The 18,392-nt window shown below is 56.7% G+C and carries 11 protein-coding genes and 1 pseudogene; 3 read left to right on the top strand and 9 right to left on the bottom strand.

Annotated features, from left to right (window positions below):
* Positions 1-198 precede the first annotated feature (198 nt).
* Positions 199-942, top strand: a complete 744-nt coding sequence (locus tag J4P02_RS08295; protein WP_426189097.1) for a DUF899 domain-containing protein — start codon at positions 199-201, stop codon at positions 940-942.
* Between the two features lie 105 nt (positions 943-1,047).
* Entirely contained in the window at positions 1,048-1,995 is a 948-nt protein-coding gene (locus J4P02_RS08290; protein WP_426189096.1) for an AraC family transcriptional regulator, read from the top strand.
* 153 nt (positions 1,996-2,148) lie between these two features.
* Here J4P02_RS08290 and J4P02_RS08285 read toward each other — a convergent pair whose 3' ends face one another.
* A complete protein-coding gene (locus J4P02_RS08285) occupies positions 2,149-2,730 on the bottom strand; it encodes a hypothetical protein (RefSeq protein ID WP_426189095.1) in 582 nt (193 codons plus the stop codon).
* 287 nt (positions 2,731-3,017) lie between these two features.
* Between J4P02_RS08285 and J4P02_RS08280 the strand changes: the two genes are divergently transcribed.
* The gene (locus J4P02_RS08280) at positions 3,018-3,290 is read left to right on the top strand and encodes a hypothetical protein (protein ID WP_426189094.1); all 273 of its coding nucleotides are present in this window, start codon (positions 3,018-3,020) and stop codon (positions 3,288-3,290) included.
* A gap of 30 nt (positions 3,291-3,320) precedes the next feature.
* Here the strand turns inward: J4P02_RS08280 and J4P02_RS08275 are convergent, their stop codons facing one another.
* The 8 genes and pseudogenes from J4P02_RS08275 to J4P02_RS08240 form a co-directional block, all read right to left on the bottom strand.
* A complete protein-coding gene (locus J4P02_RS08275) occupies positions 3,321-3,926 on the bottom strand; it encodes a hypothetical protein (protein WP_426189093.1) in 606 nt (201 codons plus the stop codon).
* A 181-nt stretch (positions 3,927-4,107) separates the two neighbouring features.
* Positions 4,108-4,611, bottom strand: coding sequence for an SMI1/KNR4 family protein (locus tag J4P02_RS08270; protein ID WP_426189092.1), 504 nt, complete (start codon positions 4,609-4,611; stop codon positions 4,108-4,110).
* 40 nt (positions 4,612-4,651) lie between these two features.
* A complete protein-coding gene (locus tag J4P02_RS08265) occupies positions 4,652-5,086 on the bottom strand; it encodes a hypothetical protein (protein WP_426189091.1) in 435 nt (144 codons plus the stop codon).
* A 68-nt stretch (positions 5,087-5,154) separates the two neighbouring features.
* Positions 5,155-6,006 (bottom strand): annotated as a pseudogene (locus tag J4P02_RS08260) (IS3 family transposase); the annotation flags it as partial.
* A gap of 122 nt (positions 6,007-6,128) precedes the next feature.
* Positions 6,129-6,479, bottom strand: coding sequence for a DUF596 domain-containing protein (locus J4P02_RS08255; RefSeq protein WP_426189090.1), 351 nt, complete (start codon positions 6,477-6,479; stop codon positions 6,129-6,131).
* A gap of 74 nt (positions 6,480-6,553) precedes the next feature.
* Positions 6,554-6,946, bottom strand: a complete 393-nt coding sequence (locus tag J4P02_RS08250; RefSeq protein ID WP_426189089.1) for a hypothetical protein — start codon at positions 6,944-6,946, stop codon at positions 6,554-6,556.
* A 395-nt stretch (positions 6,947-7,341) separates the two neighbouring features.
* Positions 7,342-16,572, bottom strand: coding sequence for a hemagglutinin repeat-containing protein (locus J4P02_RS08245; protein ID WP_426189088.1), 9,231 nt, complete (start codon positions 16,570-16,572; stop codon positions 7,342-7,344).
* Between the two features lie 27 nt (positions 16,573-16,599).
* On the bottom strand, positions 16,600-18,342 hold the full coding sequence (locus tag J4P02_RS08240; protein ID WP_426189087.1) for a ShlB/FhaC/HecB family hemolysin secretion/activation protein: 1,743 nt from the start codon (positions 18,340-18,342) through the stop codon (positions 16,600-16,602).
* Between the last annotated feature and the right edge of the window lie 50 nt (positions 18,343-18,392).

Genomic DNA, 18,392 nt, shown 5'->3' with positions numbered 1-18,392 from the left:
CCGACACCTTTGCCGCCTCCTGCATAAAACCTCTCAGCGGTGCTTCAGAAGATTGTGACCGGCACGCTTTGCCGACGTTCAGCCAGTCCCCAGGCCTGCTCCTGATCGAAAACCGCTGGGCGGCTTGTCGATTTGCCCGCACGTTAAACGACTAGCGTGTGTAAGACCCATAGCCCCAACGCCTTGAGGAGAGATGCCATGCCCAGCACCGATCATCCCGTGGTCTCCCGGGAACAATGGCTGCAAGCCCGCAAGCAGCACCTGATCCGCGAGAAGGCCTTCACCCGCCAGCGCGACCAGCTCAGCGCCGAGCGTCGGGCGCTGCCCTGGGTGAAGGTCGACAAGCCCTATCAGTTTCAAGGCGCCAACGGCCCCTTGAGCCTGGCCGAGCTGTTCGGCGCCCGCAGCCAGCTGCTGGTGTATCACTTCATGTTCGGCGCCGGCTGGGCGGAAGGCTGCAAGGGCTGCTCGTTCCTGGCCGATCACTTCGACGGCGCCAACCAGCACCTGGCCCATCACGACGTCAGCCTGGTGGCGGTGTCCCACGCGCCCTATGAAGAGTTCCAGGCCTTTCGCCGACGCATGGGCTGGCACTTCGACTGGTACTCCAGCGCCGGCAGCGACTTCAACCAGGACTTCGGCGTCAGCCTCAGCGACGAGCAACTGGCGGCAGGCAATGCCACCTACAACTATGAGCAAGCCAGCGGCGAAGAGCAGGAATTGCCCGGTTTGAGCGTGTTCTATCGCAACCCCCAGGGTGAGATCTTTCACACCTACTCCACCTATGCCCGGGGCCTGGACCTGTTGCTGGGGACCTACAACTTTCTCGACCTGACACCCAAGGGCCGCAACGAAGGGCCGATCATGAACTGGGTGCGTCACCATGACCGCTACACCCAAGCGCCCGAAGGCAAGGGCAGCAGTTGCTGCGGTGATGATTGAGCGCCTGTTCGCCGGCAAAGGCCTGCCGGCGAATCCCCCTCACCCAGGGCGCAAATCTGCGGCAGACTGCACCAACCAACCCCCACAGCCAACTAAGCTGAAGACATGAGCGCCGCCTACCACAGCCTCCACGAATACACCCTGCGCATGAACCGGGTGCTGGAGCATATCGACCAACACCTGGACCAGCCCCTGGAACTGGCGGACCTGGCGCAGGTGGCGCATTTCTCGCCCTACCACTTCCACCGCCTATTCAGCGCCTGGGTCGGCGAGCCCCTGGGCGCCTACCTGCGGCGCCGGCGCCTGGCCTGTGGCGCCTACCTGATGGCCAGCCGCCCCGCAGCCTCGGTGCTGGAGATTGCCCTGAAAGTCGGTTTCGGTTCCGGCGAGGCCTTTTCCCGGGCCTTCAAGCAGCATTTTTCGGTGTCCCCCAGTACCTGGCGCGACACCGAACCGAAACGCTGGCACCGTCGCCTGGACGACATCCGCGAACGGCGCCTGCGAGAATTGCGCAATCCTGATCAGACCCACATTCCCGCGTTCGACGATCCTGATGCCTTCATGCACCTGAAGGACACCACCATGGAAGTCACCCTGCAGCAACTGCCGGCCACCCGCGTGGCCTACCTGCGCTATATCGGCGCCTACGGCCCGGGCATCGGCCGCTTCTGGCGCGAGACCGTCGCGCCCTGGATGCTGGAAAACCAACTGTCCAACCGCGCGCGCTACGGTATCGGCCACGACGACCCGGACCTCACCCCCGCCGACAAATGCCGCTACGACGCCTGCGTGGAAGTGGCCGAAGACTTCAAGGCCAGCGCCCCGGCCGTGGTCACCACCCTGCCCGGCGGCCTCTATGCAACAGCCCACTACCGCGGCCTGGGCCCGGATATCGCCGACGCCTGGGTCGAACTGTGCCGCGACTGGCTGCCCAGGAGCGGCCTGCAATTCGACCCGCGCCCGGCCTTCGAACGTTACCCGGCAGGTGCCTTCTACGATGCCGCGACCGGGGAGCTGGAGTGCGAGATCTGTATTCCAGTCAGGAAGCTGTAAGCCAAAAGACCAACTGACACCCCGCCCCCCCCCCTGTAGGAGCGAGCTTGCTCGCGATGGACGTAACCGATAACGCGCCACGACTGAAACAACCCGGCGCCCCTCGAGCTCATCGCGAGCAAGCTCGCTCCTACAATCCCACCAAACATCGATTCAACGCGAAGGAATGCCGGCAATATCCCGAACGATATAGCGCGGCAAGGCCTTGACGTAGAACGCCTCCACATCCGAATTGCCACTGTTACTGATCGCCCCGAGCATGGTCTTCATATTGCGCAACTGGCCCATGGCCCCGGCCGGTTGCAAGCCATCGCGCTGCTGGGCGAAATGCAGCACCTCGGTGCCCTCGCGCTTGACCTGGACCTTGTAGCCGAAATCGACACTGGCCAGGATCGTGTTGTCATCGACGATCAGCGACACCAGCCCACCCTGGGAATCGCTGAGACGGCGCTTGTACACCGCATCCACCTCCAGCAGGTAGTCGGCGCTTTCCTTGCTGGCGGCGTAGCGGTTGGCACTGCCCAGTTGCCGGATCAACTCCATGCCCAGCTGCTGGCGCAGCTTGTCCTCGGGCAGAAAGCGCTCGCTCTCACCCACCAGTTGCAGGTTGAAGGTATCGATCCAGTAAGTGGCGGTGGTGGGAATCTGCACCGGCTTGGGCGAGATGTAATAGTCCGGCGTGGAGGCGCAACCGACGAGCAACGCGAGGGAGAACAGCAGGGACAGCAGACGCATGACGAATCTTCCTTGAATGGGTTTCAACCAGGTGCCAGGGCCCTGAAGCGGCCAGTGACAGGCACCGAGGGGCGGCATTGTAAGCCAGGAACTGGCCGCTGGAAGGGCTCGAAAAAAGACGCTCGGCAAAATAGGAATTGCCCTACGACAGAAGCAGAAGCTGCAGTAGGAATCGGGCTTTAAGTGCAGGGAGCGGGATGGATATAGTCGGGGGAGTCGTTGGAAGGACGACCGGGTTTGGCGACCTGAATTCCAGAGATCTCAGTCATACCAACGAGGCTCAACAGATGACGCGTTATCAAGCCATTACCGGCCACGACTGCAATATTCCCTCACTGCTGATCGATACCCAGGCTCCCATTGATGTGCTGCACGATGCAGCGGCGCATCGCATCCGAGCCGCAACTCAACTGCTGGAAAACTTCGCCACTTCTGATGAGGAGCCCAAAGGCACAGTGGTGCTACAGGAACTGGCGCTGGTGTGCAGCATTTTGCTGCGCGATGGCTGTGACTTGATGGATGTGGCGGGACGACGGATGCAGGGGCAGCTATCTGCATAAACAGGTAGGGGCGGTACAAAGCCGCCCCCTTTAGCCTGAATACAGAGTGGGAAAATATTCATTGATACGTTCGTTGTACAGCAACCGATCAACTGTAAAGTCCAACTGATTCGAAACAGCGATGCCTCTGCGCAATGGTTGAGGAAAATCCTCAATCGACGCGAAAACTGTCGGGACTAGATATCTGAAGTAGTCACCCATCACGGTGTTGCCATCGTACCCTACCGGATAGTCCTCACCCTCATAGCTGCCTTCAATGGCGTGATAGACAAAAAGACCCTTATTGACAGGCAAATTCGTTTCACTGTAATGACCCATTTTCGCCAGCTCACTTTCAAGACTATCTACAATAGACTTCTTGCACAAACAACTTCGGTGACGACAAGCGGAATACAGGTCCAAATCAAAACCGCCATTTTTCGGCACCGGATAATCACAAAACTCTTTTGACTCCTCCCACATATATTCATTCATTCGATCGAGCAGTGACTCAACCGCAGCAACCTTGAGCAACGCCTTGGGCAAGTCACCGAAGCAGTTGTTCACCATCACGGCAATCCGCCCATATTTATCCATTGCAAACCAAGTAAATATTGAGCCAAATCCAGGTTGCCAACTGACATCTAGAGCAGACATATTTCCTTTTACCTATTGAAATTTAAAAATCCACATATACCCACAAACATTATTGCAAGAAATAAAATTCTCCTAACCCTGCAAGGCACCTGCAAAATCTTCAAGAGCATATCTTCCCAATCATCAGACTTGGAACTGATTAGATGCCAAGGCATGTAAAAACCAAGATAGCTATTGAAAGTCAGTCATCATCGTCATTCTCTTCATACAGAGACTGTAAAAACCCTTCAAAACTATCTGCAACCAAGGATACCCCACTTTCTTCCGACATACCTTCGTGATGCCAAACAACTACAGGGGGATTGTCATTCAAACACTCCCGATAATCAAAACAGAGAGCATCACCATTCCCTAACGCCGAAAAAACAACCAACCCCTTATTAAAGCCTTCCGGCGGATATCTTCGCTTGAGCTCCATAGTTTCCGTTACACCATCAATACTTCCGTAAGGTAGAAAAAGCCCTACACCAAAAACCACCTCCCGTTCGACAAACTGACTATAGAACCGAAAAGCATTCTTATTTACAACAAATGCACCATTATACTCAGAAACAATACTTTTATAGGCCACCGGAAGCCCATAACCAATATCACGCTCAAATTTATTTATCGTTAAAAAATCACCCTTACCATAATAAGAATCAAATAATTTTTGCTTCTCATTAGGATCATCACTGATTTTCATATTTCACAACTCCCCACACCACATGCACTCGCAAGTACCATCACAACCTAGCAGTCAAATACTTCTCAACTTCGGAAAACGCATAAACATCTTTCTGACAATCAAAATACACATGAGCATCGTCATATATCACCCGACCTCCGAACGTTTTCCCTATTAAATAGGCAACAGCCACTGAAAATAACATATGCTCTATCGAACTCCTTGTAACTTGAGCAATAATAGGCAGATCTACTTCCGAGTTCTCTCTCAAATCTTCAGCAACCTCCATAAAACTGATCCAGCAAAGAAGTTTCTGCTCATGATCACTCACAAAAACCAAACTATCAATCAGCTCCCCGCCCCCTCCAAGATTTACACCAACCTTTAATTGACCTGCCGATTTAAAAAAACCGGAAAGAAAAGTGAAAAGTTCTCCTACGAGGTTCTGAAAATCAGGAACCACTCTGATCGGAACAAACAAGCCAGCCGACATCATTCCCATCCTTTATGTTTAGAAACCCTGCCAGAAGTTATGGTCATCCACCCATCTTGAGTTTTTATATAAACATTACCCACAGTCCCTTCGCCAACAACATTTGAGACTGGGGAGCCCGACTTTATATACGCCATGTCCAAAGCCTGATCACCAGGTCGGCATCTGGCTTCGATGAGAATGCCCAGCCCACTACACGGCGGGCGAACAGATCGATCACAGCCGCCACATAGTGCCAGCGGCCTTGAGCCCAGATATAGGTAATATCACCGCACCAGACCTTATTCGGCTTCTCTATAGTGAACTCCCGATCCAGCACGTTCGGAATATCTGGCCGCTCCACTGTCGCCTTTTTATAGGCATGTGAGCCGGGCTGCTTGCTGACCAGTTTCATCTCGCTCATCAGTTTGCGTACCTTGAATCGCCTAATCTCTATGCCGTCCTCACGCATCATGAACATGATGCTGCGGCTTTGGGAGAACAACTCGTTCACGCGGCTGCGCAAAACCATCCGCTCAACGTTCGGAGATCGACGCTTGCGGCAGTGCGCGTAATAGCAAGATCGGGTGACTTCAAATACCGAGCACAACAGATCAACAGGCTCTTCAGAACGAAGTTGATCAATTATGTTCCTCGGCCATCAAGAGCGCGGTGGCCTTTTTTAGGATCGTTTTTTTCCGTTCCAGCCGATTGATCCGGGCTTCCAACTCCTGGATTTTTTGCTGCTCGGGAGTCAACGCTTTGCTTTGCGGAGTCACGCCATTGCGCTCTTGCTGAAGCTGGTTAACCCAGCGACGCAGCGCAGACTCGACAACGCCAAGGGACCGACAGGCTTCGATGTGGCTATAGCCTTGATCAAGCACGAGGCCTGCGGCCTCGCGTTTGAATTCAGCGGAAAATGAACGACGTTGTTTGGTCATCAAACACCTCTATCTGGCGAGCATTCTCGCCTAAATGAGTGTCCGGTTTCATTAGACCACTACACTACCTATCCAAATCCAGAAACCTTTTGAATACCTTTTGCAGCACCTGAACTTACGAACTAAGTCCAAAACTCCTTCCCATCCGAGTCTATCCATACAACCCCAGCAGGGGCTTCTGTGATAAACCAAAGTCCGAAGCCATCAAGATCGTCTTCACCTGGATCTTCAGGCCACGCTTCCTTGAGCACGTCTAGCTGATCTTGGATAGTACCAAAAAGGAAAAGGCCATCATGCGCAAGTCTTATGTTCCCCTCCAACATCAAACGTTCCATCAGAGAGAAGAACAGATTGACTCGGCGCGCGTAGTCAACAGACGAGCCAAGAAGCTCAACCGCCATATGCTGCCATATAACGCCCATTGAGAGCCCAAACGCGCTTCGCAACACCGACTTATAGAGTTCCTCAATCATTTGAACTTGATCTCCACCATTCTTCCGCCATTAATGGATTTATCCATAACATCTATCGTCCAAGAAGCCCCTGTCTACTGCGAAGAAGTGGAAAAGTCTCGAAGGATTATTCGGGCTCCAGCGTCAGTTTTAGCTGTATACATTGTCCCCTTCCCAGGGATAACTTTAGCTACAGGCATACTCTCAACCCCAGCTAACTGCCTAAAGTAAGACACCACATCGGATGTGGTAGCCCCCATATAGACCGGTGCCCCCTTGCTAACATGAAGATCGGTCTTCAATACCTTACCACCCAAATTCAATTGAAAATCCTTCGGCTCAATTGATTTGGTGTTGTACTGCACAGCGAGATCATCAATTCTCTTCTGTGATTGCGCTTGCAGCACAGCACCAGGCTGCTTGCCTGTCAGATCAGGGCCTTTGGGGTTCTGTGCAATGCGGTCCAGGGCAGCTTTTTTCAGCATCAACTACCGGACTCCCAGTCGCTTTTGCAGCAACGAACCAGTCTTACCTCGGCAAAAACCGTCTACGCAAAAATGTTTTGTAGTTGTCAGGCGCCGCACTTATTAACGTCTCGAGATCATCACCACGAACCAGAGAATGGTCGACTATAGACTCAACAAAATAGTACCGACACTCAGGATTCTCACTCAATTCCAACTCGAAACCCCGAAGAAACTCCAGTATGTGTTCAAATGAATTTTTCTGCACCAGAGTGCAACCTAAAAACTCGTACGCGGATATGTAGTATGAGTTCTCAATAATGCCACCCACCCCGCCTAACTCTTTCAATGAAGCCTCCAGAGCTTCAGCGGAAAAGAAGGGTAAAGAAACCAACCACAGAACAAACTTTCTGAAGTACTCATCGGCCAAGAGCATTGTCGATATCCTTTATTAGCTGTTTAGCAAAATCAATATCCCGCTGACTGTAAGGGTATTTGCCGGGTGGTTGATTGTCAGCACTACGAACTAGATCACTTAGTCTATTACTGACCTCGATGGCTTTTTGCTCATGCCCAGCAGGAGACAACATGTCGCCTGTAGCTTTCTCATAACGCACAGCGTCAGCCAATCCGCCGTTTCCGACCCTGCTGCCAGTTTTATCCGCACCGTAATACGAAGTCAGAATCTTTTCAAATTGGTCGCTATCTGCTGGCCGATAAGTAGGCCCAAACCCACCCTTGGGCGCATCCACGCTAGCTTTTGCACCACTAGATATCTCAGGTAATACTTCATGGATCGAACACGACCCATTGCTACAACTATAGCAAGGCCCAACGTTATGCACCCACGTACCAAGCTTACCAACATAGAACGTATGGCCAATATCCACCGTCAGGTTGTAGGTTCGCCCCTGAGGTTGCAGCAGGTCGACGGACTCGACGGTAATCGAGCTGCCTTCACCAGCCCCATCCCCTAACGACTGCAAGCGATCACCGGACTTGAGCTCAATCAGAGGGACAAAACCCTTGCGTGCCGGAACATAGAATGGATGCCCGGGGGTCACCTCCAGCGTCTCCGACGCTGTAACACCGTCTAAACCGTCCTTCCTCAACCCCAAGCGATAGATCGGCTGATCAGTACGAACATGAGTTGCGGTGATGGCTGCCGCAAAGGGTTCTCCGCCCTCTTCAGGCTTGCTCCAAACAACATCACCGATCTTGAGCGTTTCAATAGCACGCTCCCCATTGGGAGTCGCGACCATAGTGCCGGCGGCAAAACAGCAGGGTTTAAAGCCTGCCAGCTTAGCCTCTGCCTGAGAGATGAATTTTGTCTCAGTTGCATTAGCAGCGCCTTGAGCAGCAAGACTCTCAGCTTCCGCCGCCACAGCCTTCTTCGCCGCGCCCCTTTCTGCGAGAACTTCCAATATCGCCTTGAGAGTGACTTTACCGCCCGGCATCCCAAGCGTAAGAATCACTTCATCGAATATGCCTACCGACTCCGTATTCTTCACTGCCAAAGACATTAGTCGATCAGCTGCGTCTTTGGTACTCAGATAGGAGGTGGAGATATCTAGAATCTCTTTAGCATGCTCCGTCGTTTGCTGCTTACCATATTGAGCCCATTTCTCAGCAAGAGACAACTCGCCATAGTAACCTTTACCTAGAACATTAAATAAACTCGAGTCCTTAAACTGTGCATCGGTCGAGGAAAATGCATAGACAGGAGCGCCGTGTGCAACAATTGGACGTCCATCTGCCCAAGTTAAAGGAATTTTTTGATCAGCCAGCTTCCTAACTTCTTCTTTTGCAATACCCAGTTCCAATCTGAACCAGTCGGCTGTAGGATCGTTCCCCCATCTCTTATCCAGAGCATCTAAACGCGCTTTTTCTCCTTCATCTAGTTTTGCACCACTTGCCAAAAGCAGAAGATCTTCCCACAACGCATCTGACTCTGGCTTACCAAATTTCTTTTCCAACTCCTCTGCTTTCTTCTTCAACAGAGGAATTTCTTGTTCACGATGCATCTTACGATTGTAAACATCAACTCCAGATGCATTCCCTCCAGCAACAACAGAGCCAGAAATCCCTCCAACAGCTCCAAAACTCCCGCCTAAGCTAGTTGCAATTAGTGTCGCAATGGCATCCTGGTTATGACTCTCAATACCACTGCTCTTCAACGCCTCAGCAATAGCAGGCATAAGAGACGCAGATGCCCCAGCACCTAACGCACCACTTCCGGCGTTCCCGCTAGACAAACCGATAGCTGCACCCGCCAATGCATGCAGCAAAACCCTTGCCGCACCGCCCTCAGCCCAAGCCGCCTTGGTAGCACTGTCCGCCTTGGGATCATGGTGTCGAGCATTTGCGTAATCGCCGATCTTCGTGAAGACGTCAGCCGATGACGAGTAAGCAACAACACCAACAGCCGTCGAACCTCCTGCCCCTCCCAACCCGGCGGCAACCAAGCCAGAGGCGATATCAGCCATGATTCGCTTGTCGCCACCCACATTCCAACTAGTCGCATCCTGAGCAGCGGCATTGGCTGCCGCTATCTGCTCTGGGTTCTGCGACTTCTCTGCTTCTCGCTTCGCCTTGTTGGCCACATCCGCTTTAGCCTTGGCGACAGTATTGATAGCGCTGCTCGCCAGTTGCACTGAACTCTGGATAAGGTCAATACGCTCCTGCATGGCCTTCTCGTCAGGGCGGTCCAGGCGCTGATTGGCGTTGGCCGTATCACGATTCAGGCCCACCAGATCATTGATGCCTGCCGGGTCGCGAACGGTAATGGTTCCCTCACTGATGGCACTGCGGGTGCTGCTGTGGTCCGACTCTTTGAGCGCGATCGGCAGGGTGCCCCCGGTCTCCGAATGAGCCCACTTCCGTTGATCGTCAGGAGTCTCTGGACCGCGCGGGTTGTCCAATTTGGTGCTGGTATAGGAAGCGCTCAAGCTCGCGGCTTGGCTTTTTATTTCACTCTTGTTCTTGATGTCACTGACAAGCAGGCGTCCCGTATCCAGACGGTTCTTCTCAGCGTTGGCATCACTGGCGATGACCGCTCCCTGCAACTGAGTGGTCTCACCAACATGAATGTCATATCCGCCTTTACCCGCATACAACCCTGTCTGGTCTGTTACCGCCTTGTAATCGCTGTTCATCTTGCTACCAGCGATATTTCCCGAAGCGGTGACCATGGCTCCGTAGCAAAACGGTGGGACACAGAGACTGACTCCAGCACCAGCGCTCTTTTGCTGGTTCTTCTGGCTGGCTGCATCTTGCCGAGAGGCGATATTCAAGTTGCCGCCAATATCAGCCTTTATTGTGTCTGCTTTTACTTGCGCCCCAGCCAAGGTAGTGTCTTGACCACTGGTCAAAAGCAATAAACCAGTATCGACGGTGCTATTGACCTGAGTGACCGAATGTCCAGTCCCCATGCCTTTGGCAATCTGTGCCCCAAGATCCAAAGTAAAGCCGTTTTGATCGCCAATATTAAAACTGGCGCCAATACTTGTTTTACTGTTGGTGTTCTGATTATCCCATTGCGCACGATCTTGAGCGCTTTGCAGCACGATATCGTTCTTGGCTATCAAGGCCGTGTTTTCAGCCTTTAGATGACTGCCAATAACATGGATATCACCCTTGGCCCCTTCACCATTGCCCCCAGCATTAATAACCAACCCCGCACCGCTGGTCAGGGTCGATTGTTTTGCGGTTTCGCCGTTGTATTCGCTGGAACTTTTAGTGCGTGTATTGGCAAGCTCGGTACCGATCTTGATCAGCGAGCCGCTACTGTTGGCTGGCTTACCCTCAGACTCTTGCGCAGAACCTGAATCCAGGTTGCCCGCTGCGTTGTAAGCAGAAAGAAGCGCTTGAGCGCTTTTGACTGCCTTGAGTCGACCATCATCAGCTTCCTTGGCGGCACGAATGTCATTACGGATACTTTTGACGGTATCAATCACCATGCCGCCAATCACCCGCCCAACCGCCAGGCTCTTCGAACTATCAACACTGGTTTGCTTGGCTGTTTCAGTACCTGCCGCGATGGAGACATCCGCTCCGTTCAGCGACATGTCCTTGGTACTGACAAGATCACTGGCAACCACCTTAAGCTCACGCCCCGCATTCAGCTTTACGTTCCCGGCACTGGAGCCGATGGTGCTGCCAGTTAGGGTCGTTTCCTGAGCTGTGCCGTTATGCTTTCGGCTGCTAATGGAAAGATGCTGATTGCCGGTGATGTCATCCACGCCAAGCTTGTTGGCCGTCAACACGCCCGTCAGGTCACGGTTTTTCTGCTTGTGCATCTCCGTGCGCGAGAATGTGTTGTCCGCAGCATCAATCGTAAGATCTCGAACAGCCTGTAGGCTCAGGTCCTGCGTACTGACCAGCGAAGACCCGATTAGCGTCGCATCCCTACCGGCAGTCACGCTGACGGTATCGCCGGACACCATGCTGCCGACAGCTGTTGTACGAGTTTCGCGAACTTTGTCTTCGACTTTGCTCGACTTCAGCCCACCCCAACTTCTCTTGCTCTGCTTACGCTCATGGCGATCACTTTCAGAATCAGTGGCAGCAAAGATCTGAACATCTTTACCTGCTACCAGTTGTGCACCTCCCTTGTCGGCGGTCACCGCACTGCCTTGCAGTTGCAGGTTTTCACCGGCCACCAAGACAGTGTTAGTACCGGCACTGACCAAGCTCCCCACATTGGAAATGCTCTCGGTCTCATCAAGACGGAACTTCTTACCTGACGAAGATTTCTTGGTTTTGCTGTAGAAGCTGTAGTCCTGATCTTCGGCAGATTTGAGGGCAAGATTTTTACCTGCAACCAAATAGGCCTCGTCGCCCGCCGTTACCTGGCTAGCGATCAGCGCCAATTCCTGCCCTGCACTCAGGGTCACATCTCCACCACCTTTGAGGCGGGTCGACACCTGCCGAACTTCATCCTTCTGACTCGTGACTTTCTTGCCTTTGTTATAAGCGTGCTGTTCATTCGCCGCCGAGGCCAAGGTCAGGTTCTCGGTGGCAGCCATGGTGATACTGCGAGTGGCTTCGATACTGCTGGCGATGGCGCTGATGTCACGACCAGCCACGGCCTTCAGATCACCAGCAACCCGCACCTCGCTCCCCACCTGGCTGGTCAGACTCTGACTCCAGCTGCTTTTCTTGTGGCGCCCACTGCTGCTGTTCACTTGCTCGGTGGCCACCAGCGCCAGGTCACGCCCCGCCTTGAGGCTCGCATCGCCCCCGGCCTGGAGCACGCTGCCGCTGTTGCGGATATCGCGCCCGGCATTGATCTCCAGGCGGTTGCTCGCTTCGACCCGGGCCGCGCTGTCGAGGTAGTCGTTGTGCTGGGTGCCGCCGCCATAACGGCTGTCCTGGCCGACTTTCGAGCGCTCGTTGAGCACGTCGCCCTGGGTCGCCAGCAGGCTGACGTCCTTGCCCTTGAGAATCCCGCCCTGGGCGTTGCGTATGCTTTGGCTGGCCAGCAGCGCCAGGCGCTCGTTGGCTTCCATCAAGCCGCTGTTGTCGATGTTCCGGGCCGTGGCTTGCAACTGCTCACTGGCACGCAAGGTGCCCTGGTTGACCAGGGTGTCGCCGCCGATCAGGTTCAGCTCGCGCCCCTGGATCAAGGCGCCATTGGGCGCCAGGCGGTTATTGGCCTGGGCCATGTACAGCACCGGCACCAGCACCTTCTCGCCGTTGACCTGCTGTTCCTGCATCCACACGATGTCGTGGGTCAGGGCCGCCACCTGGGCTGCGGTCAAGGCGATGCCCGGCGACAGGTTCAAGGCGTTCTTGCTGGCGATGGCGTTATCCATCAGGTAGCGGAACATCGCCTCGTCGCTGTCCAGACCAGCGATAAAGCGCTGGCCGGTGCGGGCAATCACCGCTTCGCGGACCAGCCGTTGCTCGTAGAGCCCATCACCCAGGCGACGTTGAGCCTGGTCGCTGTTGAAGCCGATACGGCTGAGCAGGTAGTCCGAACTCATGAACTGCTTGAGGTTGGTGAACGCCGGGTTGGTTTCAATCAGGTACTTGTGCTGCGGGTCGCGGCTGACCTTGAACAGCCCACTCTCGCCGGACGGCAAGCTGAAACCTGGCAACGCCAGTGGGTCGACCGCCTGTTGCCGCAGGTCCGGGGCCGCTTGCAGGTTGAGCTGCGGCAGCGCCTGGCTGCTGCTGTCCACTGTGGTCAAGCCGACCCTGCTGGCGCCGCCGGCGACTGTTGCACCGGGGCGGATCACGCTGTTTTCCAGCTGCTGGGTGCCGCTGATATCCACCTTGCCGGCACCCTGGATCACCGCTGCGGCCACTTCGCCGCTGCCCGTGGTTTCAACCCTGCTGAAATTGGTGAGGCTGCCGATGGCAATCGCCCCCAGGGGCATCGCCGTGGGGTTGTAGCTGGCGGAGGTCGGATCGTTGTAGGCGTTGTAGCTGCCGATCCGGTTGACGAAGTTGAAGTAGGAGCCTTCGTCCTTGGTGTAGATGTAATAGGCAGAGTCGCGGATCTCGCCACCGCCGGCGCCGATGTTCTTCAGGCTGTTGCTGTGCAGGTTGATGTCGCCAGCAGCGGCAACCGTGCTGAAGCGGTTTTCGAAGCTATCACCCTTGAAGGTCAGCTCGGCACCGGAAATCAGGTTGCCGCGCTGGGAATCCTCGGTGATTTTCGTGCCATAGACCTCGTTGACCCCATAAGAGGCTTCGCAGTGGTCACCCTTGCAATTGTCGGTGACATACAGGGTGATGCGCCCGGAAGTCAGGGCCGGAATATAGGCGAACTTCTCCTTGCGGTTGACCAGGCGGTTGGCCAGCAACTGCATGCCGTGGGCACTTTCCAGGGTGCCGGAGATGTTCTCGATCAGGCTCGCAGGCTGTTGCCCGGGTGCGTGCACATCCAGGCGGCCGAGGCTGTAGATGTCACCCTTGTCGTTGGTCAGGCTGCTGGTTTGCAGGCGCATGTCGGCGCCGCTGAAGATCAGCCCGCCCTGGTTGACCAGGGTCGGGGTTTCAATATGCAGGGCATTGCCCGCCCCCAGGGTGCCCTGGTTACTCAGGCTGTCGACCTTGAGTTGCAAATCGCCGCCAGCGGTGAGGTTGCCGAGGTTCTGCAAGTGGCTGCCAAGGGTGAAATCGGCAGCGCCGCCACTGCGTACCTGGGCCGCTTGGCCAAGGTCAGCGCGGGCGGCGGCAAAACTCATGCGGCCCTGGCTCTTGAGTAGTCCGTTGCCCTGGTAGGCGCCGCTGAGGTTCAACTTCAGGTCGCCGTCGGTTTCCAGGCCGCCATCGTTGATCCAGTGATTGCCGCTGGCTTCGATCCCCTCCACCGAAACCAGCTTGCCGCTGGCGGTCTGGGTGAAGGTGCCGACCTTGAGGCCGATCTTCTGCGCCTGGATCAGGCTGGTGTTGCTCCAGTCCGCCAGGTCCAGATCCAGCCGACTGTTGGTCATGAAGCTGCCACCGGCATTACCGGCATCCGCCAGCGACAGTTCGAAACCTTGCTGCCCCAGGTGGCGCACCGCTCCTTGCTGGTTGCTCAAGCCGCCACTGTTGAGGAACAGGCGTTGGCTGCCGACTTCCACCAGCCCTTGGTCATTGTCGAAACGCCCACCGATGCTGAAACGGCTGTCGCCCTCGGAGCCCAAGGCGCGCAGGCGGCCCTTGGCGTTGCTCAGCGAAGCGGCGTCCAGCACCAGGTTTTCCCGGGATTCGATCAACCCGGCGTCGTTGTCCAGCTTGCCAGAAAGCGTCAGGCCGATGCTCTCGGCGCTGAGGCTGCCCTGCTGGTTCAACAAGCTGGCGACATCGAGCTCAAGGTGCTTCTGGCTGACGATCTCACCACCGCTATTGCGGACCTCGCCCCCCTTGAGCGCCAGTGCCCCGACGGTGCTCAGCAAATGCCCCCCGTCGTTGTGCAGGCGGGTGCTGCTGGTGACCTGCAGCTGTTCGCCACGGGCATCGCCCTGGCTGTTATCGAACACTGCACCTTTGACTTCCAGCTTGCCGCCCTGGGCATTCAGTCGTCCTTGCTGGTTGCGCAGCTCATCCGCCTCAAGGCTCAGGTTGCCAGCGCCGGTGAGGATCTTGCCGTTGCCGTTATCGAGCAGCTGCTTGACCTCGGCCTTGAGCTCGCCCCGGTTGGCTTGCAGGGTGCCGTGGCGGTTGTCCAGGCTGTCCGTATTCAGGGTCAGGCCCGCGCTCTTGCCGAGGATCAGGCCCTGGTCGCGGTTGTCCAGGGTCTTGGCCGTCACCTTCAGCGCCTGCCCGGCAGCCAGGGTGCCGCCGCGGTTGTCCAGGCTGGCACCGTCAAAGGTCAGTGCTGCCTGGCCAATCAGCTGGCCGCCGCGGTTATCCAGGCTATTGGCCTTGAGCTGGATCTCGCCTGCCGCCGCCAAGGTTGCGCCCTGGTTGTCCAGGTGCTGCAAGTCACTGCTCAGGCTGCCCTGGGCATTGATGCTGCCCGTGTTGGTCAGGCTGCCGCCCTGAAGTTGCAGATGGCTTTGCGGGTTGGCGACCTCAACGCCGTCTTGCTGCCTGAGGCCGGCATTGAGCTGGCCACGGCTGTGCATTTGCTGGCCTTGCAGATGCAGGTTGCCACCCGCACTCAAGTTTTTCTCCAGGGTCAGTCGATCAGCGGCAACCACCTTGGCGTTCTGCTGGGCATACACCGACTCGGTCAGGAGCAGCTCCTGCGCCTTGAGCTGCACATCACCCTGGGCCTGCGCCCGAGCCAGGGTCAGCTTGCCGTTGGCATCGAGCTGCAGGTCGCCGCCGCTGGCGGCCATGTCCCCCGCCAGCTTCACCCCCACACCGGCTTCGCTGCTCACCAGCTTGATGGCCCCGGCGTACATGCCGCCCAGGGCCGAAGAATCGATGGCCAGTTGCGGTGCATCCGTCGGGTTGGCGGTGCGCGCTGTGGCTTTAAGCGTCTTGGCGTCGACATCGTTGGCCCCGGTGACTATCGCCAGTTGCTGGGCATGAATATCGGCGTTGATCCTGGCGCTGCGGGTGATGATTTCGAAGCGGTCGAGGTTCTTTACATTGAGCTGTGCACCTTCAATGGCCACGCTGCCCTGCTCCACCTGGTAACGCTGCAACTGGCCGTTCTCAATCACCGGCTTGCCGGTGGTCAGGGTGGCTTGCGGCGTATTGATAAAACCGCAGCCATTGCAGGTGATGCCGTAGGGGTTGGCGACAATCACATGGGCCGACTGCCCCGCCACTTCGGTGTAACCCTTGAGCTGGCTGGGGCTGCCGCCGTTGACCTCGTTGAGAATCACATTGGCCGCACGACCGCCCAGGCCGCTGTTACCGAGAATGATCCCGCCCAGCTGGGTGGACTGGGTGCGGTTGGTGGCGTTATTGAGGATCACCCCCTGCTGGCCGACGTTGTAGTCGCTGAACTGGTTGTGGGACAGCCCGCTGCCATTGGGCGCGGCAATATTGACGATGGGCACGCCATTGGCCGCCTGGCCAAGGTGGGTGCCGCTGCCATTGACCACAATGCCGTCGGCCATCACCACCAGCGGCTGCCAGAACATCATGTTGGCCAGGATGAACGCCAGGCCACGCTTGGGCAGGCCCCAGAACGACTCGCGGGATTGCAAGGCAGCCGAAGGCTGGCGGGCCAGGAAGGCAAATTGTCCAACGTCCATGTCGGGTATCTCGGGTAAAGAGCGGAATTAGAGGAACAGGTCCAGGCGGAAATAGATCGGTGCTTCCCGTTCACTCAGGGCTTCGGGCCGTTCGAGGGAATGGGCAAAGGTGACGCTGGCGGCGAGGTGCTTGCCGCGGGCAAACAATTCGATCGAATCGCTGGACACCCGGCCATGCTGCTCGGCGTTGTAGCGGTCGTTGCGAATGGCCCCCAGGTCATAGCCGATGCCGGTGCCGTACTCGGCGAACACCGGGCGCAGCCAGTCCCAGGTCACCGGGTGAGTCCAGCGCAGGTCGTTGCGCCAGTAGTAGCCGCTGTCGCCATTGAGGCTCTGGTCCTTGTAGCCGCGAATAGACGACTGGCTGCCCAGGCTCATGCGCTGCGAACTGAAGAGGATGTCCTCGCTGCGCTGGCCGGTGACCAGGCTGCTGAACACCAGGGATTGGTCCCACAGCTTGAACGGCTGCATATAGCTGGCGGTGGCGCTGTACTTGCGATAGCGGGCATTGGCCTGGCGATTGCCGTACTTGTCCCGCTGGTTTTCGCGCTGGGCATCCAGGGCACCAATACCTTCTTGCATCCCCAGGTCGAAGTTGACGAAGGCACCGCCAATGCGCCGGCCGTGGTTGATGCCGAACTGCGCTTCGCTGATGCGGTTGCTGCTGTTGGCGAGCTTGCTGTCTTCGATGTAGTTGTTGGTGCGCAAGTGGGTCAGGCCGGCGTTCAAGGACGTCTTGCTGACCGAGTCGCGATCGATCACCCGCTCCACCCGCAACTGATGGCTCTGGCTGTCGCCGCTCTGCTTGAAGTTGAAGCCCTGCCCCTGGGCCAGGGAGCGGTATTCACTCTGGCTGTAGCTGTAGCTGAGGTTCCACCAGCCAAACGGCAGGTTGTAATAGAGCATGGCGTTGCGCGAGGTTTTCTGGTGGTCGCTGATGGCGTCGTGGCCACCGCGCAGCACCAGCTGGTCAGCCAGGCCCAGGGGGCTGTCCCACTCGAAAGAGCTGCCCCACTGTTGTTCGCCGGTACTCTTCTGGCCGTCGTTGCTGCGCGACAAACCTGCGCGCCAGGGCTTTTGCGGGGTGTTCTTGACCAGCACCGTGCTGCCGCCCACGGCCTGGCCCGGGGCCAGTTCCATCTGCGCCTGGTTCGATGGCAGGCGGTTGAGCTGGTCCACCATCTGCTCGATCTGCCGCAGGTTGAGCAACTCGCCGCTGCTGCCGGGAAAGGCCATGTACAGTTCCCGAGCACTGAGCTGGCTGTCGTCGGTGGTCTTCAGCCCTTCGAGCTTGCCTTCCACCACCAGCACTTGCAGCTGGCCGCTGGAAAGATCCTGTTGCGGCAGGTAGGCGCGACTGGTGACCAGGCCCTTGTCGATATAGCGGTCGGTGATGACCTTGAGCAGCTCGTTGAGCTGGGCCACCCCCAGGCACTGGCCGCTATAGGGCTGGAGCAGGCGCTCGCGCTCGGAGGCGGACAGAGCCTCGGCGCCCTTGAGCTCAATGTGCTTGATGGCAAAGCAGCGACTGTCGCTCGGTGCCGCCGGGGCAACGGGCGCGATGCTCTTGCCGGGCAGTTCCTTGAGCTCTTCCAGGCGCCGCTGCTGTTCTTCCAGCAGGCGGTTCTGTCGGTCACGGATCAGGTCCTGGTCGCCGGGGTTGAATCGGGGAGCAGGCAGTGGCTCGGCAACTGCGAGCTGCAACGGGCTGAGCAACAGCAGGCAGAAACAGGCGCAGCACAACCTCATCCCGAGGGTAGAGAGAGACATGTTCGGTCCTTCGAAACAGGGGCAAGAGTGGAGAAAAGGCGCGCGATACT

It is taken from the genome of Pseudomonas sp. NFXW11 (assembly GCF_049887815.1).
In the GTDB taxonomy this organism is placed as follows: Bacteria; Pseudomonadota; Gammaproteobacteria; order Pseudomonadales; family Pseudomonadaceae; genus Aquipseudomonas.
Note: the sequence above shows the minus strand (reverse complement) of the source record. Positions and strands in the feature narration are given on the sequence as shown.